At 68.5% G+C, this 25,766-nt stretch carries 24 protein-coding genes; 16 read left to right on the top strand and 8 right to left on the bottom strand.

From position 1 onward, the window contains the following. From ABZ382_RS30030 to ABZ382_RS30060, 7 genes are read left to right on the top strand one after another with little or no spacing between them, the layout of a single operon-like run. Window positions 1-1,029 carry an MlaD family protein gene (locus ABZ382_RS30030; RefSeq protein ID WP_357095823.1) on the top strand — a complete coding sequence of 343 codons (1,029 nt, stop codon included), beginning with the start codon at window positions 1-3 and terminating at the stop codon, window positions 1,027-1,029. Further along, entirely contained in the window at window positions 1,026-2,024 is a 999-nt protein-coding gene (locus ABZ382_RS30035; protein WP_357095825.1) for an MlaD family protein, read from the top strand. Before ABZ382_RS30030 ends, ABZ382_RS30035 begins: the two co-directional genes overlap by 4 nt. After that, window positions 2,021-3,040 carry an MlaD family protein gene (locus tag ABZ382_RS30040; protein WP_357096059.1) on the top strand — a complete coding sequence of 340 codons (1,020 nt, stop codon included), beginning with the start codon at window positions 2,021-2,023 and terminating at the stop codon, window positions 3,038-3,040. Before ABZ382_RS30035 ends, ABZ382_RS30040 begins: the two co-directional genes overlap by 4 nt. Then, window positions 3,040-4,122: an MlaD family protein gene (locus ABZ382_RS30045; RefSeq protein ID WP_357095828.1), complete on the top strand. Its 1,083-nt coding sequence runs from the start codon at window positions 3,040-3,042 to the stop codon at window positions 4,120-4,122. Before ABZ382_RS30040 ends, ABZ382_RS30045 begins: the two co-directional genes overlap by 1 nt. Continuing rightward, window positions 4,119-5,240 (top strand): MlaD family protein, encoded by a 1,122-nt coding sequence (locus ABZ382_RS30050; RefSeq protein ID WP_357095829.1) that lies wholly within the window; start codon window positions 4,119-4,121, stop codon window positions 5,238-5,240. Before ABZ382_RS30045 ends, ABZ382_RS30050 begins: the two co-directional genes overlap by 4 nt. Further along, on the top strand, window positions 5,237-6,193 hold the full coding sequence (locus ABZ382_RS30055) for an MlaD family protein (RefSeq protein WP_357095832.1): 957 nt from the start codon (window positions 5,237-5,239) through the stop codon (window positions 6,191-6,193). Before ABZ382_RS30050 ends, ABZ382_RS30055 begins: the two co-directional genes overlap by 4 nt. A 24-nt stretch (window positions 6,194-6,217) precedes the next feature. Further along, window positions 6,218-6,805, top strand: coding sequence for a hypothetical protein (locus ABZ382_RS30060; protein ID WP_357095834.1), 588 nt, complete (start codon window positions 6,218-6,220; stop codon window positions 6,803-6,805). An 18-nt stretch (window positions 6,806-6,823) separates the two neighbouring features. On the opposite strand, the gene ABZ382_RS30065 is transcribed toward ABZ382_RS30060, so the two are convergent. Together ABZ382_RS30065 and ABZ382_RS30070 are read right to left on the bottom strand one after the other, a co-directional pair. Next, window positions 6,824-8,416, bottom strand: coding sequence for a GMC family oxidoreductase (locus ABZ382_RS30065; RefSeq protein ID WP_357095837.1), 1,593 nt, complete (start codon window positions 8,414-8,416; stop codon window positions 6,824-6,826). 105 nt (window positions 8,417-8,521) lie between these two features. Then, window positions 8,522-9,043 carry a YdcF family protein gene (locus ABZ382_RS30070; RefSeq protein WP_357096061.1) on the bottom strand — a complete coding sequence of 174 codons (522 nt, stop codon included), beginning with the start codon at window positions 9,041-9,043 and terminating at the stop codon, window positions 8,522-8,524. Window positions 9,044-9,194: 151 nt separating this feature from the next. Here ABZ382_RS30070 and ABZ382_RS30075 point away from each other — a divergent pair, with 151 nt between their 5' ends. Further along, window positions 9,195-10,064 (top strand): LLM class F420-dependent oxidoreductase, encoded by an 870-nt coding sequence (locus tag ABZ382_RS30075; RefSeq protein WP_357095839.1) that lies wholly within the window; start codon window positions 9,195-9,197, stop codon window positions 10,062-10,064. 66 nt (window positions 10,065-10,130) lie between these two features. Next, window positions 10,131-10,937, top strand: a complete 807-nt coding sequence (locus ABZ382_RS30080) for a nuclear transport factor 2 family protein (RefSeq protein ID WP_357095842.1) — start codon at window positions 10,131-10,133, stop codon at window positions 10,935-10,937. Between the two features lie 21 nt (window positions 10,938-10,958). Here the strand turns inward: ABZ382_RS30080 and ABZ382_RS30085 are convergent, their stop codons facing one another. Next, window positions 10,959-11,186 (bottom strand): hypothetical protein, encoded by a 228-nt coding sequence (locus tag ABZ382_RS30085; protein ID WP_357096064.1) that lies wholly within the window; start codon window positions 11,184-11,186, stop codon window positions 10,959-10,961. Between the two features lie 113 nt (window positions 11,187-11,299). Next, entirely contained in the window at window positions 11,300-12,346 is a 1,047-nt protein-coding gene (locus ABZ382_RS30090; protein WP_357095844.1) for an AraC family transcriptional regulator, read from the bottom strand. Window positions 12,347-12,380: 34 nt separating this feature from the next. Between ABZ382_RS30090 and ABZ382_RS30095 the strand changes: the two genes are divergently transcribed. From ABZ382_RS30095 to ABZ382_RS30110, 4 genes are all read left to right on the top strand, one after another. Continuing rightward, the gene (locus ABZ382_RS30095) at window positions 12,381-13,871 is read left to right on the top strand and encodes an NAD(P)/FAD-dependent oxidoreductase (RefSeq protein ID WP_357095847.1); all 1,491 of its coding nucleotides are present in this window, start codon (window positions 12,381-12,383) and stop codon (window positions 13,869-13,871) included. Window positions 13,872-13,990: 119 nt separating this feature from the next. Further along, window positions 13,991-14,512, top strand: a complete 522-nt coding sequence (locus ABZ382_RS30100) for an Rv3235 family protein (protein WP_357095850.1) — start codon at window positions 13,991-13,993, stop codon at window positions 14,510-14,512. Between the two features lie 134 nt (window positions 14,513-14,646). Further along, window positions 14,647-14,988 carry an Lsr2 family protein gene (locus ABZ382_RS30105; protein WP_213561466.1) on the top strand — a complete coding sequence of 114 codons (342 nt, stop codon included), beginning with the start codon at window positions 14,647-14,649 and terminating at the stop codon, window positions 14,986-14,988. Between the two features lie 238 nt (window positions 14,989-15,226). Continuing rightward, the gene (locus ABZ382_RS30110) at window positions 15,227-15,424 is read left to right on the top strand and encodes a hypothetical protein (protein WP_357095852.1); all 198 of its coding nucleotides are present in this window, start codon (window positions 15,227-15,229) and stop codon (window positions 15,422-15,424) included. 16 nt (window positions 15,425-15,440) lie between these two features. Here the strand turns inward: ABZ382_RS30110 and ABZ382_RS30115 are convergent, their stop codons facing one another. Beyond that, window positions 15,441-16,721: an amidohydrolase gene (locus tag ABZ382_RS30115; RefSeq protein ID WP_357095855.1), complete on the bottom strand. Its 1,281-nt coding sequence runs from the start codon at window positions 16,719-16,721 to the stop codon at window positions 15,441-15,443. Window positions 16,722-16,847: 126 nt separating this feature from the next. Between ABZ382_RS30115 and ABZ382_RS30120 the strand changes: the two genes are divergently transcribed. Together ABZ382_RS30120 and ABZ382_RS30125 are read left to right on the top strand one after the other, a co-directional pair. Beyond that, the gene (locus ABZ382_RS30120; protein WP_357095858.1) at window positions 16,848-19,439 is read left to right on the top strand and encodes an ATP-dependent Clp protease ATP-binding subunit; all 2,592 of its coding nucleotides are present in this window, start codon (window positions 16,848-16,850) and stop codon (window positions 19,437-19,439) included. A gap of 48 nt (window positions 19,440-19,487) precedes the next feature. Beyond that, a complete protein-coding gene (locus ABZ382_RS30125; protein WP_357095861.1) occupies window positions 19,488-19,991 on the top strand; it encodes a PaaI family thioesterase in 504 nt (167 codons plus the stop codon). Between the two features lie 14 nt (window positions 19,992-20,005). Here the strand turns inward: ABZ382_RS30125 and ABZ382_RS30130 are convergent, their stop codons facing one another. The 3 genes from ABZ382_RS30130 to glpK all read right to left on the bottom strand — a co-directional run bounded on the left by ABZ382_RS30130 (window position 20,006) and on the right by glpK (window position 24,801). Beyond that, the gene (locus ABZ382_RS30130; RefSeq protein ID WP_357095863.1) at window positions 20,006-21,430 is read right to left on the bottom strand and encodes a WGR domain-containing protein; all 1,425 of its coding nucleotides are present in this window, start codon (window positions 21,428-21,430) and stop codon (window positions 20,006-20,008) included. Between the two features lie 113 nt (window positions 21,431-21,543). Next, window positions 21,544-23,220, bottom strand: a complete 1,677-nt coding sequence (glpD, locus tag ABZ382_RS30135; RefSeq protein WP_357095864.1) for a glycerol-3-phosphate dehydrogenase — start codon at window positions 23,218-23,220, stop codon at window positions 21,544-21,546. A 54-nt stretch (window positions 23,221-23,274) separates the two neighbouring features. After that, window positions 23,275-24,801: a glycerol kinase GlpK gene (gene glpK / locus ABZ382_RS30140; protein ID WP_357095866.1), complete on the bottom strand. Its 1,527-nt coding sequence runs from the start codon at window positions 24,799-24,801 to the stop codon at window positions 23,275-23,277. 194 nt (window positions 24,802-24,995) lie between these two features. Between glpK and ABZ382_RS30145 the strand changes: the two genes are divergently transcribed. Next, window positions 24,996-25,760: an IclR family transcriptional regulator gene (locus ABZ382_RS30145; protein WP_357095868.1), complete on the top strand. Its 765-nt coding sequence runs from the start codon at window positions 24,996-24,998 to the stop codon at window positions 25,758-25,760. Window positions 25,761-25,766 lie beyond the last annotated feature (6 nt).

Consider the following 25,766-nt stretch of genomic DNA (forward strand, 5'->3'; position numbering starts at 1 on the left):
ATGCCGAATTACGGAATGCCGGGTGTGGCCGTCGATCGCAAGCGCGCGATGACGGTCGGCACCGTGGCCTTGGCGCTGGTGGTGACGGTGGTCGCCGGCTGGGCGCTGTACCGGTCTCAGCAGGACGAGCCGGGGATGCCGATCTCGTTGCGCACCGAGCAGATCGGTGACGGCGTGCTGGTCGGCACGGATGTGCGCGCCAATGGCGTGGTGGTCGGCAAGGTCACCGAGATAGCGCCCGACAAGCACGGCACCCAGCAGATCTCGTTGCGGCTCGACAATTCGAAGCTGTTCGGCCTCGACGACAGCCTGCGGGTGGATTACGCGCCCGCCAACCTGTTCGGCATCAGCGAGATCGAATTGCGCAGGGGCGCGGGCGGTTCCCCGCTGCGCTCGGGCACGGTGCTGGACTTCACCGGCCGCCGCGCGGACGAGGTCTACGACGCCACCATGGGCTCGCTGCTGCGCAGTGCCGCGCAGGTGGGCGATTCGGTGCTGACGCCGCAGATGGCCTCGGTCATCGCGCAGGCTGCGGCCGACACGAAGGCCTTCATGCCGCTGGCTCAAGCTTTGATCACCGCGCAGCGCACCATCACCGACAACCAGAAGATGCCGATGTCGCAGCTGTTCGGCGAGCTCGGCCCGGCCTTCGACGGCGGCGGCCAGTTCGCGGGCGCGACCGTGCAGGTGGTGGATCTGATCCGCAGCATGCAGCGCCTGCAGACCGATCGCGCGACCTACGACAAGGGCGTCGCGATCGTCACCGGACAACTGCTGCCAACGTTGGCGGCGACGCTCTCGCAGGCCGGAACTCAACTCTCGGGCGCCACCGACATGCTCGTCCCGGTGCTGACCGCGCTGGCGCAGATGGTGCCGCAGCCACAGCAGTCCTCGGCCGAATTGCGTTTGCTGCTCGAGCGTTTGCGCGCCGCCATGCCCGACAACGGGCAGGGGCCGGTGCTCAACGTGCAGGTCGAACTGAAAGGTGTGCCCGGGATCGCGGTGCCACTGCTGGGAGGCGCGCGATGAGCGTGAAGCAGGCGGGCTGGCGACTCGCGTTGTTCGCGGGCGTCATCGGAGTGGTGCTCATGTTGGTGCTCACCGCGATTCAGCGGCCGGTCTCGGGCGAGACGGAACTTCACGACGCGATCTTCACCGACGCCAACGGCCTCAAGGTCGGCGATGACGTGCGCATGTTCGGCGTGCAGGTCGGCAAGGTGAAGCAGGTCGGCCTGGAGGGCGCGAAGGCGCGGGTACAGGTGTCGGTCAAGACCGATTCGCCGGTCTACGACAATTCGAAACTGGCCATCCGCTACCAGAATCTGACCGGGCAGCGGTACATCGATCTGCAGCAGCAGCCACAGCCGGGCGTCCGGCTGGCGGCGGGCGCGCGCATCGGCGAGGACCACACGGTGCCGTCGTTCGACGTGACGCAGCTGTTCAATGGCCTGAAGCCGGTGCTGCAGACCATCTCTCCCGAGGCCATCAACCAGTTCAGCGCCAGCATGGTCGCGTTGATCGAGGGCGACGGCAGCGGTCTGGGCCCGGCCATGGACGCGATCGGGAAACTGGCGTCGTACGTGGACAATCGGCAGCAGGTGATCTGGACGCTGATCCACAACATGTCGGATCTCTCGGACCGGCTGGGCGGGCGCGTGCACTACCTGGTGCCGCTGCTGAAGCAGCTCTCCGACATCTTCGAGGCGTTGCAGCAGAACATCGGCGGGCTCGCGCAATTCGCGGTGACCGCGCCGTCGGTGCTGCGGCCGATCGACAACCTGCTGCGCACGCTGGGGATCAACAGCGGCTCCGATGTGGACGCGCTGATCCGGCAGATCTTCCCCGACGCCAAGGAGGCGGTGGCGGTCTTCGGCCGGCTGCCCGCCGTGCTGAGCGCGGCCGACGTGGCGCTGCCGACCAGCCCCGGCGGCTGGAAGCCGGTGTGCAGCAAGGGAACCGCGGAACTGCCCGCGGTGGTCAAGGTGCTCGTTTCGGGACAACAGGTGGCGGTGTGCAACGGATGAGACTGCCCGGGTTCTTGAAGCGTGACGACCGCGTCGTGGACGACGCGACCAAGCGGAAGCGGCATCTGCGCCAGGGCGTCATCGGCGCGATCGTGGTCGTGCTCGGCCTGACCGCCGCCGGCGCGCTGTACGTGATCCCGTTCGGCAAGCACACCTACACCGCGGAGCTGTCCGAGGCGCAGTCGGTGAAGGCGGGCGACGACGTGCGTGTGGCCGGGATCTCGGTCGGCGAGGTCAAGTCCCTGGAACTGAAGCCGGACAAGGTCGTCATGCGCTTCACGGTGAAAGACGATGTGTTCCTGGGTGATCAGACCTCCCTCGACATCCGCATGCTCACCATCGTCGGCGGCCATTACGTGGCGGTCTTCCCGGCGGGCAGCAAACCGCTGGGTTCGGCGGCCATCCCCGCCGACCGGGTGCGCCTGCCGTACAGCCTGATCGAGACCTTCCAGGACGCGGCCACCCCGCTGGCCGAGATCGACGGCTCGACGCTGAACCAGAACCTGGCCGCGCTGGGCACTTCGATCGACGGCGCCCCCGACACCCTGCGCACCACGCTGCGCACGGTCGGCACCTATGTGGACGCGCTGAACAAGCAGCGCAGCCAGGTGTCGAACGCGGTGGCGGTGGCCGACGAGTACGTGCGCATGTACGACGGCGCGAAGACCGACCTCGGTCGGCTCATGGACAATGCCAACCTGCTGGTCACGGTGCTCGACGACAAGCATTCGGAGATGGCCGAGGCGATCCGCCTGCTCAGTGACGTGCTCGGCCGCCTGGGCGGGGCGCAGCCGGCCTGGACGGACCTGAAGCCCATGCTGACCGACGCGATCACCCAGCTCGAGCAGCTCGGCCAGAAGTTCGAGCCGACGCTGGCCGCCGCGCAGGGACTCCAGAAGAAGCTCTCGGAGCTGGTGATTCCGGACGGCGGCGTGCAGATCGACCAGTCGCGGCAGACGGTCACCCTGCCCGCCCAGCCTCAGGTGTGCGTGCCGGTGCCCGGGAAGGACTGCTGATGTTCAAGCGGATGCTCGGTTCGCAGGCGTTCATGTCGGTCGCGGGCGCGATGGTCGTGGTGCTGGTGGCCGTGGCCGGCTACTTCGTCTGGTTCGATCCGATGAAGAAGACGGTGGCCTATTGCGCCGTCATGCCCGACGCGGTCGGCCTGTACGCGGGCAACAAGGTGACCATGCGCGGGATCCCGGTCGGCACGGTCGATTCCGTCGACTCCGACGGCACCAAGGTGAAGGTGAAGTTCTCCGTCGACGCGAAGTACCCGGTGTACGCCGACGCCGCGGCCACCACCGTCTCGGATTCCATTGTGGCCGACCGCAATCTGGCGGTGCTCAACGGCGGCAAGAACCTCGCGCACTGGGATTCCTCGAAATGCATCACCAAATCGCTGACGCCCAAGAGCATGACGGAGACTCTGACCGCGCTCGCCGACCTGTCCTCGCAGTTGCAGCAGGCGCAGGCCCCGGACGCGCTGGCGCACGGCCTGTCCGGTCTCGACTCGGCGACCCGGGGCGCGGGCCCGCAGATCAACGAGATCGTCAAGAAGCTGGGCTCGGCGCTGGCGCAACCGGATGCCGACATCGGTCACCTGGCGGGCATCTTCGACGCCTTCGCCTCGGTGGGCGAGAAGGTCGAGCAGCACTGGGGTGACCTGCGCTCCATGCTGCTGCGCCTGGGCCCGGCCCTGAACAACGCCAGCACCGAATTACTCGGTCCCGGAGCGCAACTCATCGACAACCTCGGTGCGGTGCTGCCCATGCTCAACGACCTGGTCACCATCGCGGGCGACCCGATCATGCGCGCGCTGGACGACACGCTGCCGCTGGTGCGCCTGCTGCGCGCCAATGTCGGCTCGCTCTCGGAGGTGGTGCGCAAGATGCCGGTGCTGACCAATGCCGCCCAGACCGTGATGGGCAACGGCGTCACCTACGGTTCGCCGCGGGCCGCGCTCCCGGCCCCGCAGTCCGAGCAGGTCTGCGCCGCCCTCAACGCGGTCACCCCCGGCAGCTGCACCGACGCCGCCAACGGCATGGTGAACGTCCCGCTGGTGCCCCTGGTGCTCGGAATGGCAGGTGCGCGATGAGAATCGGACGCTGGAACTTCCAGCTCGACACCGCGGCCGCCGGTCGCGCCGAGACCGCCCCGGCGCGACGTCGGCTCGATCGCGCGGGTGCGGCTGTGCTGGCGGCCGGATTGCTCGCCGGAGTCGGCGGCTGCGCGTTCGACCCCGCGGCGGTGCCGGTGCCCGGGACCACCATCTCGGGTTCGACCTATCGCATCCACATCGAGTTCGGCAATGTGCTGAACCTGCCAGCCAAGGCGAAGGTCATCGCCAATGGCGCGCAGGTCGGCACGGTCGACGGTGTGCGCGTGGTGGATTCGGCGCACGCGGGCGGACGCGGCGGCTACGTCGTGGTGGACGCCGAGATCTCCTCGAAGGTCCAGTTGCCGACGACCACGGTGGCCGAGCTGCGGCAGAACACCGTGCTCGGCGACATCCACCTGGCCCTGAGCACGCCGCCGGACGGTTTCGGCACGCTGCTGAAGGACGGCGGCACCATCGCCCGGGACCACACCCGGCCGCCGGTGCAGCTCGAGGACACCATGGCCGCGCTGGCCGCCTTCACCCAGGGCGGGGCGGTGAACCAGTTGCAGGACATCATCAATCACTTCAACGCCGTGCTGCCGCAGGACCCGAACGAGACCAAGCGGATCGCGCAGAACGCCGCCGGGAACGCGGTGGATCTGTCCGCGAACCTGGATCAGGTCGACAAGCTGCTCAACGGTCTGGGCGTGAACGCGCAGGTGCTGCACGACCGCGCCGACTTCCTGGACCACCAGCTGAGCCAGGAGTCGGTGGACGCCATGACCGGTGTCACCAATTCCATCAAGGGCGTCACCCAGATCTTCGCGGTGCTCGGGCAACTCGGGCAGTCGCTGGTGTGGCTGGCCCCGCTGGCCACCGCGCTGGATCCGGTGACGCAGTCCTTCGCGCCGCTGGCGCTGTCGGGCAAGCCGCTGGATCTGTCGGTGCCCTCGAACCTGTCGCTGCTGGTCTCGCTGTTGCGCGACAAGCTGATTCCCTTCGTCGAGAACGGCCCGAAGGTGAATGTGACCGGCGTCCACGCGGATTCGGTGTCGCGTGACGATCAGGTCACCACCATGCTGGCCGGGCTGCGCGTGATCGGAGCGGTGCGATGAAGTGGGGTTCGGTGGCGTCGCTGGGCGGCATCGCGGTGGTCACCGTGGTGGGCGCGAGCTATCTGACCTTCGGGGTGGTGCGGGCGGATCCGTTCGCGCACCACACCGACGCGTCGCTGGTGATGGCGAATTCCGGTGGCCTGAGCGTGGGTTCGCCGATTCTGCTCACCGGCATGCGGGTCGGGAAGATCACCTCGGTGGACTCCACCGCGCGCGGCGTGGAGGTGGGCTTCCGCATCGACGGCGACCGGAGACTGCCGACCGACAGCGACATCACCATCGAGCAGCTCTCCGCGCTGGGCGAGCCGTTCGTGGAGTTCCGGCCTCGCACCGCGGGCGGTCCCTACATCCAGGACGGCCAGCGGCTCGACGCCGCGGCGGTGAAGTCGCCGTTGTCGATTCCCGAGGTGTCGCGACTGGTCAACAAGGTCATGAACCAGCTCGATCCCACGGTGGCCGCCTCGCTCGCGAGCACGCTGAGCGCGGCCTTCCACGACACCGATTCGGCCATGCCGAATCTGACCCGCGCGGGCGACCTGCTGGCCGCGGCCATTCTGAGCCGCGAGCCCAAGATTGCCCAGCTACTCAACAGCTTCCAGGTCGCGGCCTCGAATATGGAAGGCATGGGTGCGGCGACCGCGGCTGCCGCACCGGCATTTGTGCAGTTCGAGCAGTCGCTCGAGCAGCTCATCACTGCGGTCGGTAGACTCGTCGAGCGTGCCCCCGGTCCCCAGGCATATGTGGATGGCAACGGACTGGCACCCTTCCTGGTCGGGCTGACCGAATGGTTGCGGCAGGCCGGGCCCGAATTGAAGACCCTCGCACCCCAATTGCAGCCGCTCGCCGACGCGGCGCGCACGGCGGGGCCGCAAATCAATATCAGCAGCTTGATCTCGCAGGCGCTCGCGTCCACCGGTGACGGTGCCGTGCGTGTGCAGGTCGAGGTGAAGTAGCAGTTCCAGCAAGGAGAAGACCCCATGTCCCAGGACGCCGATACGAAGACTCCGGTCGAGCCGGACACCACGCCCGTGGCGCCGGCCGCCGGTAGGACGGTGTCGCTGAAGGTCTCGACGCTGGTGACCGCGGTCGCGGCGGCGGTGCTGATCGCCGCCCTGGTGACCGTCACGGTGCTGTGGCAGTCCGCTCGCGGCGACGTGCGCACGCACGACACCCGCGCGGCCGACGACCAGCACGCCGAGCAGGTCGCCTCCGAGTACGCCATGGGCGCGGCCAACCTCAACTACGCCGACTTCAACGCCTGGACCGCGCGGCTCAAGGCCAACACCACCCCGGCGCTGGCGGGCAAGTTCGACGCCACCTCCTCCAAGCTGCAGGAGATCCTGGTCCCGCTGAAATGGACCTCGAGCCCGACCCTGCTGAGCTCGCAGGTGATCAACCGCGACAACGGCCTGTACAAGGTCAACGTCTATCTGAACGTGAACTCCACCAACGCCCAGAACCCCGACGGCGTGCTGACCACCGTGTACTACACGGTCAATGTCGACCCGAGCGACTGGAAAGTCACCGAGGTCGGCGGCATCGACCTGCCGCTGCCCAAGCAGTAGCCGTCCGCCCGCGAGTGGTCACGCGGTCCGGCGTAGCTCGTCCGCCAGCCGGACCGCCAGCGCCACGATGGTCAGCGTCGGATTGGCGTGGCCGTTGGTCGGGAACACCGAACTGCCCGCGATGTACAGGTTCTCCATGCCGTGCACCCGGCAGTCGCCGTCCACCACGCCGGTGCGCGGGTCGGCGGACATGCGGGTGGCGCCGGTGGGATGCGCCCAGTCGGTGAGCCGGGCCGGCAGCGGACTGGCCTCGCGCACCCATTCGTCCAGCGCGGGCGGGGTGTAGCCGAGCCGGGCGAACTCTCCGGCCACCAGGGCGGCGGCGCGGCGCACGGTGGCGTCCTCCTGGGCGCTGATCTTCCAGTCGATGCGCGGATGCGGCAGCCCGAGCTCATCGACGGTGTCGCTCAGGCTGATCCGGCTGTCCGGGTCGGGCCGCTGCTCGACCATGCAGCGCAGTTCCACCTGTTCGAGCTTGTGCGGCAGGCCGGTGTGGTCGATCAGCCGGCGTTTGGCCCCCGACAGCAGCAGGCCGGGGTTGCTGGCGACGGTGCGCGCGTCGTGCAGGTTCATATGGCCGCGCAGCAGGTTCTTCACCGACTCCCAGGGGTCGTCCTCGGCGGGCACCTCCTGAATCCACAAGGCGCAGTTGAGGAGTCCCTCGGCGGCCTGGATCTCGGGGGAGAGCGCCAGCCCGTGCAGGAACGTGTTTTTGCCGCCGCGAGTTCTCACGACGTATTTGCCGAACCGATCTCGCGCGGCCGCCGAGGTGTGCGGGTCGAGCATGCCGACCACGCCGCAGCGATGGTCCAGCAGATACCGCCCGACGACATCGTGTCGATTACCGATTCCATTGGGGACGATGCGATTCGAGGCGAGCAGCAGACGTGCGTTCTCGATTCCGCCGGTGGCGAGCACAACGCGGGTGGCGTGCACACTGCGTTCGTGCCCGGCCGAATCCGCGACGCGCAATCCCAGTACTCGCGTGCCCTCGGGATCGGTATCGATATGGGTCACGGTGGCATTCAACAGAATTCGACTATTGCTCGCGGTGATATCCGCGGCGTGCGGCCCGAATCGCTTGGAGTCGAACGGATCGGCGGGATCCTTGCTGATCTGCCAGAAGTAGGGCCGCAGCCAGCGCCGGTCCACCTCCTGGTGCGGCGGATGCCGATCGGCGAGCTCCCAGAACCGGTCGCCGGTGAAGCCGGCCCCGTAGCCCAGGCCCAGATGCGCGGCCGCCCGGTCCAGATACGGTTCCACCTCGGACAATCCGATCGGCCAGCCGGAGAACGGGACCCAGGGGCGGGCCGCGAAATCGAGTTCGTCGAGTGGCGCGCAGCGGCCGCTCCAGGTGTGTGAACTGCCGCCGAGAATGCGATTGCGCGCATTCCGATAGGGCTGGGCCCGCGCCGCTCCGACATTCTCTATGTCATTGAGCGCATCGCGTTCGGGGGTGAGTTCGAGGCCGCCGCTTTCGAGTACCAGGACCCGCAGCGAACTTTCCGCGAGTTCGGCGGCCAGAGTCAGACCGGCCGGTCCGGAGCCGATGATGCACAGGTCGGCCGCCAGCTCGCTGTCCCGTACGGCACTGAGGTCGTCGATATGCACCGGAAATCCTCCCGCACCCGCATCCACCCCCGAGAGGACGCGCTTCCCTTTGCCCGGACCTCATCGTAACCGCTCAATTGCGTGGCCGGGGCGCATCTTTCGGGGTCAGCATCCGCGCTGGAGAAATGCGCGCACATATCCGGCGGACTGCCGTACGTACATCCACGACCAGAACAACAGACCCGAATCACTGGGGCTGGCAACCATGGTGATCTGTCCGGAAAAGCACTTTTCGACGATGTAGCGTGCCCGCGACACGTGCGGGGTGTAGGTCACCACGATGATGTGCTGCCAGTGCCCCGCCTGGGCGCGCCGCCGGATCTCGCGCGCCTCGCCCTGGGTGGTCCACGGGTCCGGCACGAAGCACGACACCCGGAAGGTGAATCCGCCGTCGCAGTAGCGGTCCATCACCGTGTCGTTCTGTCCCGTGGACCGCGAGATCAGCAGTTCCGGCGCGTACCCCTGCTGCGCGAGTTCCAGCCCCAGGTCGTAGCGCGCGTACGCGGTCCCGCCCAGCACCACGATGGCGTCGGCCGGGCGCAGCGGATCGACCTGCGGGTGCACGAACACCGGCAGTCCCGCGAACGCGAGACCGGTGATCAGCGCCGCCACCAGGGCGACGGACAGGGCGACCCTCCGGAGAGTTGGCACGCCCTCGACGGTACCGATCGCCGACCTCCCCGCCCGGAACGCCCCGATCGTGCAGACTGGGGGCAGTCACGTGAACGGATCACCCAGGCACACAACATGTGTCATCCGGGAACGAGAGGAGTCCGGCATGGATCTGGGCCTGCACTACTGGAACTTTTCGACCCCCGCCGAAACCGCGCTGATCGCGCCCACCCTGGCGCGCACCGCACGCATCGCCGACGAAGCCGGGTTCGCGCAGTTCTCGGTCATGGACCACTACTTCCAGATGGAGTACACCGCCGCCCACGACGAACCGATGCTGGAGGGCTACACCACCCTCGGCTACGTGGCCGCGTTGACCGAGCGGATGCGGCTGGGCGTTCTGGTGACCGGCGTGATGTACCGGTATCCGGGCCTGCTGGCCAAGATCGTCACCACCCTGGACGTGCTCTCCGGCGGCCGGGCCGAACTCGGCATCGGCGCGTCCTGGTACGAGCGCGAGCAGCGCGCCCTCGGCGTGCCGGTGGTCCCGGTCGGCGAGCGGTTCGAACGGCTCGAGGAGACGCTGCGCATCTGCCTGCAGATGTGGGGGCCCGACACCGGGCCGTTCAAGGGCGAGCACTACGAGCTGGCCGAGACCGTGTGCGTGCCCGCGCCGCTGTCGCGGCCGCATCCGCCCATCCTCATCGGCGGCGGTGGCGAGAAGAAGACGCTGCTGCTGGTCGCCCGCTACGCCGACGCCTGCAACCTGTTCGCGAGTTCGGTCGAAGACGTCGCGCGCAAGCTGGAGGTGCTGCGCGGGCACTGCGCCGCCGAGGGCCGCGATTACGACGCGATCCGCAAGACCGCGCTCTACGTCGCCCCGATCGCGCTCACCGATCCCGACCAGGTGCTGCGCGACGCCGAACAGCTGGCCGGGCTGGGGATCACCCAGCTGGATTTCATGCCCGACCGCGAGCCCGTCGCCTACGCCACCGAGTTCGCCGAACGGCTGCTGCCGCGGCTGTCCGCCATCTGATTCCGGATTACCTGCCGGGGGTTCGGTATCATCGCGCGCGCTTGGCTTTACCACTTGGAGGACACCGTGCCCGCGAACCCCACCGCCGCCGAACTGCTGGCGACCGTCGAAGCCTCACCGCAGGCGGTCGGAGCGCACGACAAGGCCGCCTGGGTGGGCCTTTTCGCCGACGACGGCAGCGTCGAGGACCCGGTCGGCTCGCGCCCGCACGTGGGCCGCGCCGCCATCGAGCGCTTCTACGACACCTTCATCGGACCCAACGGCATCGCCTTCGACGTCACCAATGACGTGGTGTGCGGCATGACGGTGTTCCGCGATCTGAGCATCGCCACCACCATGTCGACCGGGGTCACCCTGCACGTGCCCATGCACCTGCGCTACGACCTGGCCGAGGTGGACGGCGCGCTGAAAATCCGTCGCCTGCGCGCGCATTGGGAACTGGCGGGCATGATCGGTCAGCTCATGGGATCGGGCACGAAGGGTCTGCTGGCCGGAGCCAAACTGGGCCCGCAGCTGCTGGGGAACCAGGGCCTGGGCGGCGCGGTGGGCTTCATGTCCGGACTGCGCGGCGTGGGCGCGCCGGGCAAGCAGGCGGCCGAGCGGCTGCTGGACGCGGTCTCGCGTGGCGATTCGTCCAGCGCCCGTGCGGTTCTGGCGCCGGTGCCGCGCCTGGAGTGGGGTGTCGACGGCGCGATGTCGCTGGAGGACTTCGCCACCCGGGTCAAGGGCGTGCGCTGGGACAAGGCCCTCGCCGCCGGTCATTCGGTGACGGTGTCGGTGGACACCCGCGAGGGCCGCGGCATCGCCGAATTCGACTTCACCGAGCGCGGCCTGCGCATCGAGTCCGCGCGAATCTTCGTGCCGGCGGCCTGATTCCGGCCCCTCCGGGACGGGTCAGTCCCGGAGCCCGGCGATCTCGGCCAGGGGATTCTTCCCGCTGAACGTGGTGCCCCCGGCCGCGCCGACCACCTTCCCGTGGACGCTGATCAACCACTGTCCGCACACGCAGCGGTGGTACTGCACACCGCGGTGGGAGGAGACGGAGGCGGGCGAGGGCCAAGCGCAGGACGGGCATTCGGCGATCATCTGCACATCCTGCGCGTGCGAGCGGCACATGACCATGATCGACACGCGCCAATCCGGCAAATCGATGGCGTTTCTTGCACGACTCGCCGTGCATGATTTGCCAATGGGCGCATCGCAACTCGAGCCGGGCTGTCTGACAAGCCCTGTGGTCAGACCGTTTTACCCTTGCGCACCGCGGTCGGCGTTGCCCCCCACCAGCGCTGACAGCAGCGGGTGAACACCGACTGCTCGGCCAGTCCCAGCAGCGAGGCCACCTGGCTCATCGGCATGTCGGTGGTGGTCAGGTAGCGCCGGGCCTCCGTCTTGCGCACATCGTCGAGAATCGCGGCGAACGTGGTGCCCTCCGCGGTGAGCCGCCGCTGCAACGTGCGCGGGTGGACGGTGAGCAGCCGTGCCACGGTATCGATTTCGGGGTCCGCGGTGCCCAGCAGCTTCTGCAGCGTGGTGCGCACCCGTGGGGTGACGGCGGCCGCCGCGTCGCCGGACTGCTGGGCCAGGAAGGCCAGGGCCAGCCGGTGCAGGTTCTCGTCGCCGCCCGACAGTGCCCGGTCGGCCAGCCCGCTGGGGACTCGCAGCAGCGCGGCCGGGCGCTCGATGCGCACCGGCGCGCCGAAGAATTCCTCGTAGGTCCGGATCGGGGCGGCGGGCCGGTAGGGCAGTTCCACCGAGCGCAGTCCATAGCGGTCCTCGGCGAGTCGCTGAATCGTCCTGTGCACGAAGGTCAATCCGAGGTCGGTGCCCTGGACCGGCGTGGGCAGGCCGGGCGCGCCGGTGCCGTACCGCAGGGCGATGACGCCGCGGTCGCCGTACGGGTCGGGTTCCATGGTCAGGCTCAGCGAGCGGGCGTGCACGAACAGGTAGCGCGAGGTGCACTCCAGCACCGCGGCCAGGGTGGTGGCATTGCGGATGGCCAGCGCCAGCGGGCCCAGCATGTCCAGGTCCTGCCGCCGGGCCATGCGCAGGCCCAGATCCGGGCAGTCCAGCTGATGGGCGGCGAGCTCGAGCACCGCGGCCACGGCCTGGTCGGGGACCAGCAGATCGTCGGTGTCGAGGGCGGCGACCGGCAGGCCGCAGGCGAGCGCCAGCTCCTCGGCGTTCCCGCCCAGCTCGGCCACGGTGGCGCGGAATCCGCGCAGGCCCGCGGATCTGATCACCGACATGTCGTCCAGGATCAAATAGTTGTCGCGTAGTGTCAAGAAACCGAATCCCTAGCCCAACAGACTGGAAGTCATGAACGCCGCGCAGACCCCCGCTGAACACCTCGACGTCGTCATCGTCGGAGCCGGGCTTTCCGGCATCGGCGCGGCGTACCGGCTCCAGACCGAGCAGCCCGGCCGCAGCTACGCCGTCCTCGAGGCGCGCGACGCGCTCGGCGGCACCTGGGACCTGTTCCGCTACCCGGGCATCCGCTCCGACAGCGACATGTTCACCCTCGGATACCCGTTCAAGCCCTGGCGCGACGCCGAGTCCATCGCCGACGGGCCATCGATCCTGCGCTACATCACCGAGACCGCGGCCGAGAACGGCATCGACCGGCACATCCGGTTCGGTACCAAAGTCGTTGCCGCCGAATGGAACAGCGGCGAGTCCCGCTGGACCCTGACGCTGGAGCAGCGCACCGGCGACCAGGTGGAGCGCCGCACCCTCACCTGCGGCTTCCTGTACTCCTGCTCCGGCTATTACAACTACGACCAGGGCCACAACCCGGTGTTCCCCGGCATCGACGACTTCACCGGCACGGTGGTGCACCCCCAGTTCTGGCCCGAGGACCTGGATTACGCGGGCAAGCGCGTGGTGGTCATCGGCAGTGGCGCGACCGCGGTCACCCTGGTCCCGGCCATGGCCGAGCAGGCCGAACTGGTGACCATGCTGCAGCGCAGCCCCACCTGGATCTCCGCGGTCCCCGGCCGCGACAAGGTGGCCGACCGGATGCGCGAACTGCTGCCCGCCGATCTGGCGCACCGGCTCATCCGCACCAAGAACATCCTGTTCAACATCGGCTTCTACCAGTACTGCCGGCGCCGGCCCGAGGCCGCCAAGAAGCTGCTCACCGGGCTCACCACCCGGATCCTGAAGGACGAGGCCCTGGTCGCCGAGCACTTCACCCCCGACTACAACCCGTGGGACCAGCGCCTGTGCGCGGTGCCCAACGCAGACTTCTTCAAGGCCATGCGCAAGGGCCAGGCCGAGGTGGTCACCGATCACATCGAAACCTTTGTGCCCGAAGGCATCCGGCTGAAGTCCGGCAAGGTGATCGAGGCCGACGTGGTGGTCACGGCCACCGGTCTGCAGCTGCTCGCCTTCGGCGGCATCGACCTGGTGGTCGACGGGACCCCGGTCGCGCTGTCGGAGCAGTTCGTCTGGCAGGGCACCATGCTCACCGGCGTGCCCAACTTCGCGGTCTGCATCGGCTACACCAACGCATCCTGGACGCTGCGCGCCGACCTCACCTCGCGCCTGGTGTGCAAGGTGCTCGGCTACATGGAACGCAACGGCCACACCGCGGTGGTCCCGGAGCCGGACCGCGCGCTGCGCGAACGGCCGCTGCTGGATCTCGCGTCCGGTTACGTCCAGCGGTCTATCGGCGATTTCCCGCGTCAGGGCGACCGCAATCCGTGGACGGTCCGTCAGAACTATCTGCTCGACACCGCGACCGTCATGCGCACGGATCTGAGCAAAACCCTGCGTCCGGTGGCAGCCAAGGAGTTGCAGCGGGTGTGACGCTGGTCTCACCGACATCGCCGGGTGCGAAGTTCGTGTCCGGCCGGTGGGCTTCCCCTGTCCCGTGTGATTCTGTGTGGCATCCGAACACGGCGCAGGGGAATTCGAGGGGAGTGGCGATGGGTACGGAGAGCGGATTTCTGCTGCCCGCACCGGGATTCGAGCCGCCATTGCCGTCGGCGCGGCGGCCGGGCGGTGGGGCGCCGGGGTGCGGGGCGCGGGCGGGCTCCGAATCGTCGGCGCGGGCTTCGCGCCCGGCCGGCCTGCAACGGGTTTTGCGGTCTTCGCACCCTGCGAATTCCGGGCGGAGTGACGAACGCAACACCGGCGCAGGGCAATTCGCCCGAACCGCCCTGCGATCGGCGCTCGAGGTGTTGGATGGTCGGCGGCCGCCGGGGCAGTTGGTCCCGCTCGCGGAGCCCGCGGTCGTGGCGGCGGTGCGCACTCTCGCGGGCGGGCGCGGACTACCCGGGCGCGAGCTCGGGACCGCCACCCTCACCAGGGTCGATGTGATCATGACCGGGACCGCCGGGGGCGAGGTTTGCGCGGCCTACGATCGGGGCGGGCGGCATTTCGCGCTCGCGGCACGCATTGTCCGCGGTCGTTCCGGGTGGCGCTTGGCCGCATTCCGGGTGTGCTGAAGACCGGAGGGTCTCAGCGGTAATAGCTGAATTGTCTGGTGGCACCGAATTCGATTCGCGCCTGGTTTGAATCCTGCATCCCGCGGGATTAGCATTTCGGCGAATAGCGGCACCTACACGTGGAAGGGCAGTCCATGGCGAAGAAAGTCACCGTAACTCTGGTTGACGACTACGACGGCGAATCGAAGGCCGACGAGACCGTCTTTTTCTCGATCGACGGCAACGACTTCGAGATCGATCTGTCGAACAAGAACGCCGGTAAGCTGCGGGAAGCCCTGGAGCCGTGGTCGGAGAAGGCCCGCAAGGTGGGTCGTTCCAAGCGCAAGGTGGCCGCCGGCGGCCGTACCCGTCCGGCGGTGGACCGCGAGGAGAGCACCGCGATCCGGGAATGGGCGCGGGCGCAGGGTCATCAGGTTTCCTCGCGCGGTCGTATCCCGGCCGAGATCGTCGAGGCTTACCAGCGCGCCAAGAATTAGCCAGCGCAAATCCGAGCGCGGGAAATTCGGCGGGCTGCGGGGCCGGTTGGCAGCGGCTTCTGACATATCGGGCCAAAACTGACAAATCAGGCCATTAGCTCTCCTGGATTTCTCGCGACAATCGGTGCTGTCGCTATACGCGGCGACCGCACGGCCACCACCCCGGTCGAAAGTGAACAACAGGTGTCAGGGAGAATGCTTCCGAACAGAAGCAACCTGAGTTCTAGGGGTGATCGTTGTGGGCGAGACCGGTATCGAGCCCGAAAGCACCGGCATGTACGTCGATCGGGACGGTGACATGTGGGAAAAGCGGGATGACGGCTGGCATCTGATGCTGCAGCGCGGGGTGGCGGTGGACCCGGCCTCGTTCTGGGACTGGACCGAGGGCCACGTCCGCGACTACGCCCCGTTCCTCCAGGTTCTCGCTGCCCGTTGAGGGTCTTCCTCGCACGCTAGCCCGGCGCCAACGCGCCGCTGAGATGGTCGTAGGCCACCTGCGCGTGCAATCGCACTCCGGTGACGAGCGTGTCGTCGTCGGCGTAGAAGTGCGGATTGTGGTTCATGTACAACCCGCGTCCCCCGGGCGCCGGGACGGGCAGACCTGTCTCGTCGAGCTGGGCGTCCTGTACGCCGAGCGTCACGTAGAGACCGCCGTACCTGTTCACGAACTCGGAGACGTCGTCGTACCCGAGCGTGGGCCCGGTCGGCACCACCCGGTCGTCCCCGGCCACCCGCCGGAAGGTGGGCAGCGCCGCATCCATCCAGGCCTGCGCGTTGTGCACCGCGGGCACGTCCTGGCGGAACTCCACCGCGGCCGAACAGTTGTACGCCGCAGCGCTGTTGGTGGCCAGCGTGCGCAGCCGCGCCTGCACGTCGGCCATGTCCCGTTCGACGGAGCAGCGGATGGTGCCCCACAGGGTGACGGTCTGGCCGATGATGTTGAACCGCCCGACGTCCTCGATGTGCCCGATGCTGACGGTGATCGGGTCGAAGGCGCTGACCTGCCGGTAGAGCTGCCCGACGCCGGTCAGGATCGCCCCGGCCGCGGGCATGGGATCGATGCCCATCCACGGTGTGGACCCGTGCACCTGCTGTCCGGTGACGGTGATCTTCACCAGGGTGGACGCGCCGAACTGATTGCCCACGCGATACCCGATGTAGCCCTTGGGATATGGCGTGACGTGGAAGCCGAACGCCATGGTCGGGGCCGGATCGTCGAGCGCGCCCGCGTCGAGCATCGCTCGCGCGCCGCCCTTCTCGTCGACCGGCGGTCCCTCCTCGGCGGGCTGGAACACGAAAAGCACGGTGCCGGGCAGTTGTTCGCGGACCCCGGACAGGACGGTGGCCGCGCCCATGAGCATGGCCGTATGACAGTCGTGGCCGCAGGCGTGTGACACCGGGAACGGGCCGCCGGGGTAGTCCTGATCGACCACGTGCGAGGCGAACGGCACTCCGCACAGATCGGGTACCGGCAGCGCGTCGATGTCCGCGCGCAACGCGACCACCCGGTCGCCGGGCAACCCGCCGCGCAGCACCCCGACCACGCCGTGTCCGGCGATGTCGGTGCGAATGTCGTCCAGGCCCAGTGACTTCAGGTGGGCGGTGATCAGCGCCGCGGTCTCGGTCTCGCGATTGGACAGTTCCGGGTGCTCGTGGAGGTGTTGCCGCCATCGCACCACCTGCGCGGCCACCGCGGCCGCGCGCGCATCGAGATCTCCGTAGAGGTCGCTCATCGGGGCTGAGGCTACTACTGTGGTCACCGAGTTCGCCATCCGTTAGCTGACGCGTCGGCAGGCTCGTTGTCATTCCGAGTCCTACCGGGTCTGCCGGGGCGTCACCCGAAGCCGCGAGGTGACCGCATGACGCAGGGCTGGCCCAGTTCGATGGATTCCTTCGACGATATCTTCGACCGCTTCTTCGGATCCGGAATGTCGCGTCGGCCACCGGTGCAGCGCATCGACCTGACCCGATTGCTGAGCGAGAGCGCCAAACAGGTCGTCGACACCGCGCGCCAGGCCGCCCACGACTGGGGCAGTACCGAGATCACCCCCGAGCACCTGCTCTACGCGGCCGCGGCCGTCGAGCCCGCGCGCAGCATCATCGCCGAGATCGGCCGCGACCCCGAACAGCTGCGCGAGCACATGCGCACCGCGGCGGGCAGCGGCGTCGGCGCGCACGGCGACGACCATGCCCTGGCCCTGAGCCCGGCCGCCAAGCTGGCCCTGCGCAATTCGCAGCGCGGCGCCGCCGAGGCGGGCAGCAGCTACATCGGACCCGAGCACATCCTGCTGGGCATCGCGGGCCTGCCCGACAGCGCGGCCGCCCAGGCGCTGGCGGGCGCGAAGATGCCCGCGGCCACCGGGGGCCCGACGGCCAAGGAGCCCTCCGACACCCCGACGCTGGACGAGTACGGCCGCGACCTCACCGCCGAGGCCCGCGCGGGCCAGGTCGACCCGGTGGTCGGCCGGGCCGAGGAGATCGAGCAGACCGTCGAGATCCTGTCGCGGCGGCGCAAGAACAATCCGGTGCTGATCGGCGATCCGGGCGTGGGCAAGACCGCCATCGTGGAGGGCCTGGCCCAGCGCATCGTCAACGGCGACGTGCCCGCCACGCTGGCCGACCGCCGCGTGGTCGCCCTGGACGTGAGTTCCATGGTGGCGGGCAGCAAATACCGTGGTGAATTCGAGGAACGGCTCACCAAGGTGCTCGACGAGGTGCGCGCGCACTCCGACGAATTGGTGGTGTTCATCGACGAACTGCACACCATCGTGGGTGCGGGCGGCGGTGGCGAGGGTTCCATGGACGCGGGCAATATGCTCAAGCCCGCCCTGGCCCGCGGCGAATTGCACGCCATCGGCGCGACCACCATCGACGAGTACCGGAAATACATCGAGAAGGACGCGGCGCTGGAACGCCGTTTCCAGCCGGTCATGGTGTCCGAGCCGTCGGTGGCCGACACCATCGAGATCCTGCGCGGTCTCGCCGACGTGTACGAGGAGCACCACCAGGTCCGCTACCTGGACGAGGCGCTGATCGCGGCCGCCGAACTGTCCGACCGCTACCTGACCGACCGGTTCATGCCGGACAAGGCCATCGACCTGATCGATCAGGCGGGCGCCCGCGTCCGATTGCGCACGCGCACACCGGATCCCAAGGTGCGCGAGCTGGAAGAGCAACTGGCGCACCTGAATCGGGAGAAGGACGCCGCGGTCAAGGGCGAGGACTACGAGAAGGCCAACAAGATCAAGGCCCAGATCACGAAGCTGGAGCAGAAGACCGCCGACGAAGTGGATCGCACCGAGATCCCGACGGTCACCATCACCGATATCGCCGAGGTGATCTCGCGGCGCACCGGCATCCCGGTCGCCGACCTCACCACCGAGGAACGCGCGAAACTGCTGAAGCTGGAACAGGATCTGCACCAGCGGGTGATCGGCCAGGAGGAGGCCGTCGTCGCGGTGGCCGAGGCGGTGCGCCGCGCCCGCGCCGGGCTCAAGGACCCCAACCGGCCGATCGGCTCGTTCCTGTTCCTGGGCCCCACCGGCGTCGGCAAGACCGAGCTCGCGAAGGCCCTGGCGGCCGCGGTGTTCGGCGACGAGGACCGGCTCATCCGCTTCGACATGAGCGAGTTCCAGGAGAAGCACACGGTGGCCCGGCTGGTTGGCGCCCCGCCCGGATACATCGGCTACGACGACGCCGCCCAGCTCACCGACAAGGTGCGCCGCCAGCCCTATTCGGTGATCCTGTTCGACGAGGTCGAGAAGGCGCACCCGGATGTGTTCAATGTGCTGCTGCAGCTGCTCGACGACGGCCGGGTCACCGATTCCAAGGGCCGCACCGTCGACTTCAAGAACACCATCGTCATCCTGACCAGCAATATCGGGTCCGATCTCATCCTGTCCGCCAAGGACGGTGACCTGGATTCGATCAAGCCGCAGCTGGAGGAGCGACTACGCAAGCAGTTCCGCCCGGAGTTCCTCAACCGGCTCGACGAGCAGATCATCTTCCACCGCCTCGACAAGGACCAGCTGCGCACCATCGTCGGCCTGGTGCTCGACGGCACCCGCCGCCGGCTGCACGCCCAGGACATCGCCCTGGACGTGTCCGACAAGGCCATGGATTGGCTGGCGGACAACGGGTATCAGCCCGAGTTCGGCGCCCGCCCGCTGCGCCGCACGGTGCAGAAGGAGCTGGACAACGCCTTGGCCAAGAAGCTCTTGGAAGGCGCGCTGGCTCCCGGCGACACCGTGCGCATCGACGCCGACGACAACGGGTTGAACATCGAGGCGTTGCACCACAGCGGCGGCAAGAAGACCGACGCCACGATCACCGAGGAGTCCGTCCTGAGCGTCGGCAAGAGCGGCCGGAAGAGCGCCGCCGGCAAGTCCGACGGTCACAGCAAGAACGGGGTGAAGCCGTCGCACGGGAAGTCGGCGTCGGGCAAGAGCTGACCCCGGGGGGCTTGCGCGTCCGACGTGAACCTGCGTTAACTTTCAGGTATGGAGAACGATCGCGACGCCGCGCCGTTGCCCCTCGGCGACCAGTTCGCTGAGGGGCCCTTCCCGCCGCATCACGCTGGCTGCTTCGGCTGCGGCCCGGCCAATCCGGCCTCCCCGGCCATGTCCTTCGAGCGCCACGGTGACCTGGTCCGCAGCACTTTCGTGCTGGACGAGCGGCATCAGGGCGCGCCCGGCGTGGCGCACGGCGGCATTGTCTCCGCCGCCCTGGACGAGGCCTCCGGGTCGGTGCTGATGCCGCTGCAGCTGCCCGCCGTGACCGTGAAGCTCGAGGTCGACTTCAAGGTGCCCGTCCAGCTGCACCGAGAATTGACGGTCACCGGGAAGCTGGTGGGCCGGGAGGGCCGCAAGCTGTTCATCCACACCGAGCTGACCGACGGCGACACCGTGGTCGCCACCGGCCGCGCGATCTTCGTGGAGGTGACCGCCGCCCACTTCTACCGTTTCGGCGCCACGCCGGGTGAATTGTCCAGCGTCGGAGCCTGATTCGGGGTTCCGGCTCAGCGCAGTCGGCGGATGTCGCCGCGCACCCGGTAGAATCCGCCGCGCGCCGACTCGGTGATCGCGTCGACCACGTACCGCGCCCCGGCTTCGCGAATCTCCCTGGGGAACTGCACATTCCAGCCGCGCTGGTACCCGGCCGAGAGCACGTGCACACGCAGGTTGCCGTTCTCCTGGACGCATTCGACCACGATGCCGTCCCCGGCGTCCGTGATCACCTCCACGGTGGCGCTGGGCATCACCGCGGAGATCTCCGGGGCCTTGATCGACAGCGTCCGCGGCAGCACGCCCTGTTCGGCGTCGCGGATGGCCGCCTCGCTGACATCCAGGCAGGCCAGGGTGCCATTGGTGGTGACCAGGTAGAGCTTCTCGTCGTGGTACTGCATGGAGTACGCCGAGCCGCAGCCGGTGGCCAGCTTCCACAGCCGGTTGCCCGCGGCGTCGAAACAGTACACCGACGAGTAGTTGTCGCCCGCGAACACGAAGCGCCCGTCCGGTGAAGTGGCGCAGGAGAATACGGCCGCGTCGCACTGGTAGGTGCGTTCGGCCTGCCCGTCCTTGGCCACCATGCGCACCTGCCGGGTGCCGGTGCCGGCGTACACGGCGTCGTTCTCCTGCCAGCCGAACAGCACCGCGCCACCGGTGCCGACCTGCCAGCGGGTGTCACCGGTGGCCAGGTCGTAGGTGGTGACGCCGTTCGAATGCCCGTGGTACACACCGGATTCGTCGATGCGCACCATCCAGCCGGAGTCGCCGGTGCTGCGCCGTGTCCACAGCGATTCCTCCTCGTGGTCGATGACGGTGAGCCCGCCCTGCCGGTCGGAGACGCCGAGGATGCCGTCGTGGATGTCGAGCCAGTAGATGTCGACATTGGCGGCGATGTCGTAGGCCGCGCGCGGCACCTTGCCGGTCAGGTCGTAGACGCGGCCGTCATCGCAGCCTGCGTAGATCCAGAAATCGTCGGCGACAATGCATTTCACCGCGTCGGGCAGTCGGAACCGGCCGGTCACCGTGCCGTCGGGGGTGAGGGTGAAGACGTCGCCGTGCTCATTGCCGACCCAGCAGCGTTCGTCGTCGACGAAGATGCCGAACGCCGCCGCGCCGGAGTCGAAGCTCCACAGCACCGGGGCCTTCTTGGCGGTGGAGCGCTGACTGACGATGGCGCGCCGGGTGACCGGCCGGGCCGCGCGGGCGCCCATCACCGCGGGCGCGTAGCCCTTGCGCATCTTCTCGCCGACCTTCTTGGCCGCCGCCGCGCGGGCCTTCTCCGCTGTCGGGAACGAACTCACCTGTCGCTGCCCGGCGTCGCCGATGCGTCCGTACCGGATCGTCACCTGCGTCCCGGTCACGATGACCTCGTAGAACTTGTGTGCCGTACCGCTGTCCTGGGACAGTTCCAGGTACGTGGTCTCCCCGCCGCTCATGTCTTGCTCCAAGATTCACGTTCAACTCGATGTGCGGCGAAAACTAACAAGGCCCACCGACATTCGGCGTTCGCCGAGGTCGGTGGGCCCTGTCGGGACCATTTGATCCGTCGTCAGCCGACGGCGATCATGCGGGCCGCGTTGGCCGCCTCGTCGTCCTTCTCCTCGTTGGCGGCCAGCTCGGCGTGCACGCGGTCGAAGTAGCGGTTGATCTCGGCATTGGTGCGTTCGTCGTCCCAGCCCAGGTGCGGGGCGATGAGCCGGGCGATCTCGCGCGCCGCCCGCAGTCCGCGATCGGGCACCTCGATGGAGATACGGGTGCGCCGGGTGAGCAGGTCGTCCAGGTGCAGCGCGCCCTCGTGGGTGGCGGCGTAGACGGCTTCGGCGCCCAGGTAGTCCTCCGCGCCCGGAATCGGTTCGGCCAGTGCGGGAACCGCCGCGATGAGGTCGAAGATCTCGTCGGTCAGCGAGCCGTAGCGGCCCAGCAGGTGGGTGACGGTCTGCTCGGGCAGTCCGGCGGCCGCGGCCACCTCGGGCGTCCGGTCGAGCAGCTCCTGGTAGCCGACCGCACCCAGGATGGGCAGGTTGGCGGTCACCGAGGGCGCGACGTCGCTGCCCAGGCGTTCGGCGGCGGCGTCGACCACGTCGGCGGCCATCACCCGGTAGGTGGTGTACTTGCCGCCCGCGATGACGAACAGGCCCGGGGCCGGCTCGGCCACCGCGTGTTCGCGCGAGAGCTTCGAGGTCTCCTTGGACGCGCCGGTCATGAGCGGCCGCAGGCCCGCGTAGGTGCCGACGATGTCGGCGCGGGTGAGCGGTTCGCGCAGCAGCGAATTGACGTGGTCGAGGATGTACTGGACGTCCCCGGCGGTGGCGGTCGGGTGGTTCTTGTCCAGCGACCAGTCGGTGTCGGTGGTGCCGATGATCCAGTGCTCGGCCCACGGGATGACGAACAGCACCGACTTCTCGGTCTTCATGGCGATGCCGGTGCCCAGGTCCAGCTTCTCGCGCGGCACCATGATGTGCACGCCCTTGGACATGCGCACGTGGAACGGGAACTCCACACCGGTCATCTTGATCATGTCGTCGGTCCACACGCCGGTCGCCGAGATCACGGTGCGGGCCCGGATGCTGTGCTCCAGACCGGTTTCCAGATCCACCACCTTCGCGCCGGCGATCCGCTCACCGTCGCGCAGCAGACCGGTGACCTTGGTGCGGGTCAGCACGGTCGCGCCGTGCTGGGCGGCGGTGCGCGCGATCATCATGGTGTGGCGGGCGTCGTCGACCTGCGCGTCGTAGTAGCGGATCGCGCCGGTCATGGCGTCCTCCTTGAGCGCGGGCGCCAATTCCAGTGCGCGGGAACGGCTCAGATGCTTGTGCATCGGCACCGAGCGCGCGCCGCCCATGGTGTCGTAGAGGGCGATGCCCGCGCCGATGTAGAAGCGCTCGTAGTGCTTCTGCAGCGGGAACAGGAACGACACCGGGTGCACCAGGTGCGGGGCCAGTTTGCTGAGCAGCAGGCCGCGTTCCTTCAAAGCCTCACGCACCAGCGCGAAGTCGTACTGTTCGAGGTAGCGCAGGCCGCCGTGGATGAGCTTGGACGACCGGCTCGAGGTGCCGGCGGCGAAGTCGCGCGCCTCGACCAGGGTGACGGACAGCCCGCGCGAGGCGGCGTCGAGGGCGGCGCCCGCTCCGGTCACTCCACCACCGATCACGAGCACGTCGATTTCGGTGTCGCCGAGCGAATCAATCGCCCGGGCGCGGTAGGCGGGATCCAGTTGTGCGGACACGAAATGCTCCTTGCTATCGGTATTTTCAGGCTTGTGATGGGCGCCGGTCACCGCTCAGTCCTCGTCGTCGAGGTCGACCCAGTCGAGGGTGCGGGACACGGCTTTGAGCCAGCGCGCGTATCCACGCTGCCGCTGCTCCTCGGTCATGGTGGGTTGCCAGTTCCGGTCCTCGTGCCAGTTGGCGACGAGTTCGTCTGTGCTGCTCCAGAATCCGACCGCGAGCCCGGCGGCGTAGGCCGCGCCCAGCGCGGTGGTCTCCGCGACCACCGGCCGTGAGACCGGGACGCCGAGGAAGTCGGCCTGGATCTGCATGGCGAGTTCGTTGGCGGTGACGCCGCCGTCCACGCGCAGCGTGTCGAGGGTGACGCCGGAGTCCTGCTGCATGGCCTCGACCACGTCGCGGGTCTGGTAGCAGATGGATTCCAGTGTGGCCCTGGCGATGTGGGCATTGTTGCTGTAACGCGACAGGCCCACGATGACGCCGCGGGCGTCGGCCCGCCAGTAGGGCGCGAACAGGCCGGAGAAGGCGGGCACGAAGTACACGCCGCCGTTGTCGGAGACCTGCCGGGCCAGCGCCTCGACCCGCTGCGCGCCGGAGATGATGCCGAGCTGGTCGCGCAGCCACTGTACGGCCGACCCGGTGACGGCGATCGAGCCCTCCAGCGCGTACACCGGCTTGTCCTCGCCGAACTGGTAGGCGACGGTGGTCAGCAGCCCGTGCTTGGATCGCACGATCTCGGTGCCGGTGTTCAGCATGAGGAAATTGCCTGTGCCGTAGGTGTTCTTGGCCTCGCCGGGCCGGAAGCACACCTGGCCGACGGTGGCGGCCTGCTGATCGCCGAGCACGCCCGCGATCCGTACCGCGCCCTTGAACGGGCCGTCGGGGTTGGTGGTGCCGAAGCTCTCGGGGTCGGCCGAGGGCGCGATGCGCGGCAGCATGGCGCGCGGCACGTCGAACACCGCGAGCAATTCCTCGTCCCAGTCCAGGGTTTCGAGATCCATGAGCATGGTGCGCGAGGCATTGGTGGGGTCGGTGATGTGGACACCGCCGTGGACGCCGCCGGTGAGGTTCCAGATGATCCAGGTGTCGGGCGTCCCGAAGAGGGCGTCCCCGGCCTCCGCGTCCTCGCGTACGCCGGGCACGTTGTCGAGGATCCACTTCAGCTTGCCGCCGGAGAAGTACGGCGCGGGCGGCAGTCCGGCGCGTTCGCGGATCAGATCGCCCTTGCCCGCCTTCTCGACCTCGGCGACGATGCGATCGGAGCGGGTGTCCTGCCAGACGATGGCGTTGTAGTACGGGCGTCCGGTGCGGCGGTTCCACACGATGGTGGTCTCGCGCTGATTGGTGACGCCGACGGCGGCCAGGTCGCTCGCGTTGAAACCGGCGCCGGCCAGGGCGCTCTTGATGACGGTGCGGGTACGCTCCCAGATCTCGTCGGGATTGTGTTCCACCCAACCGGCCTGCGGGAGGATCTGCTCGTGTTCGAGCTGATGGCGGGCAACCACAGTGCCGCCGTGGTCGAACACCATGAAGCGCGTGGAAGTCGTGCCTTGATCGATGGCTCCGACGTACTGCGTCATCGCGGTCCTTTCGGGAAGCTCGCCATTGAGTCCGATATCCCTGGGTCCCCGGGGTGGCGGCGGGGGTGGAGCGGGTGGAACCGGTGCGTACCGGGCCGATGCCAACGCTACGAAGGGGAACGTCGTCCGCACAGGGGACGCGTTCGACAATGCCGAACGGTTAGCCGCCGGATAACGACTGATAGGTTTCAAGCGTGCCGGGACCGATTCAGTCGATCGAGCGCGCCGCGGCCATTCTGCGGCTGCTGGCCCGCGGTTCCGGGCGGATGGCGGTCGGCGAGATCGCCGCGGCGCTCGGCCTGGCCAAGCCCACCGCGCACGGCATCCTGCGGACCTTGCAGGGCGTCGGATTCGTCGATCAGGACCCCGTCAGCGGCAAATACCTGCTGAGTCCGGCGCTGCAGGACCTCGGGGCCGGGCATCTGGACGCCAATGAACTCCGCTCCCGCGCGATCAACCGGGCCGACGCCCTGGCCGCGCGCAGCGGTGAATCGGTGCGCATCGCCGCGCCCGTGGAGGGCGGTGTGGTGGTCGTCCACCACGTCTTCCGGCCCGACAACACCGAACAGGAACTCGCGGTCGGCGAGGAACTGCCGCCGCACGCGACCGCGCTGGGCAAGGTACTGCTGGCCTACGACGGCGATCTCGCCGACGGGATGCGCGACGGCGCGCTGCCCGCCCTCACGCATCGCACCATCACCGATCCGGCGGCGCTGCGGCGGGCGATCGCCGAGGTCCGGCGCGCCGGATGGGCAGGCGATATCGGCGAATACCGTTCCGGCGAGGCGAGTGTCGCCGCGCCGATTCGCTCCCGAGGTGGTTTGGTGGTCGGAGCCATCGGCATCACCGGGCCGATCGATCGGCTCTGCGACGGACAGCTGCGCATCCGATCCGCGCCGGTCACCCAGGTCCGCGACGCGGCGGCCGCGGTCTCCCGGGATCTCGGTGGCGCGCAATGACTTTCC

The organism is Nocardia sp. NPDC005825, assembly GCF_040630175.1.
Taxonomy (GTDB): Bacteria; Actinomycetota; Actinomycetes; order Mycobacteriales; family Mycobacteriaceae; genus Nocardia.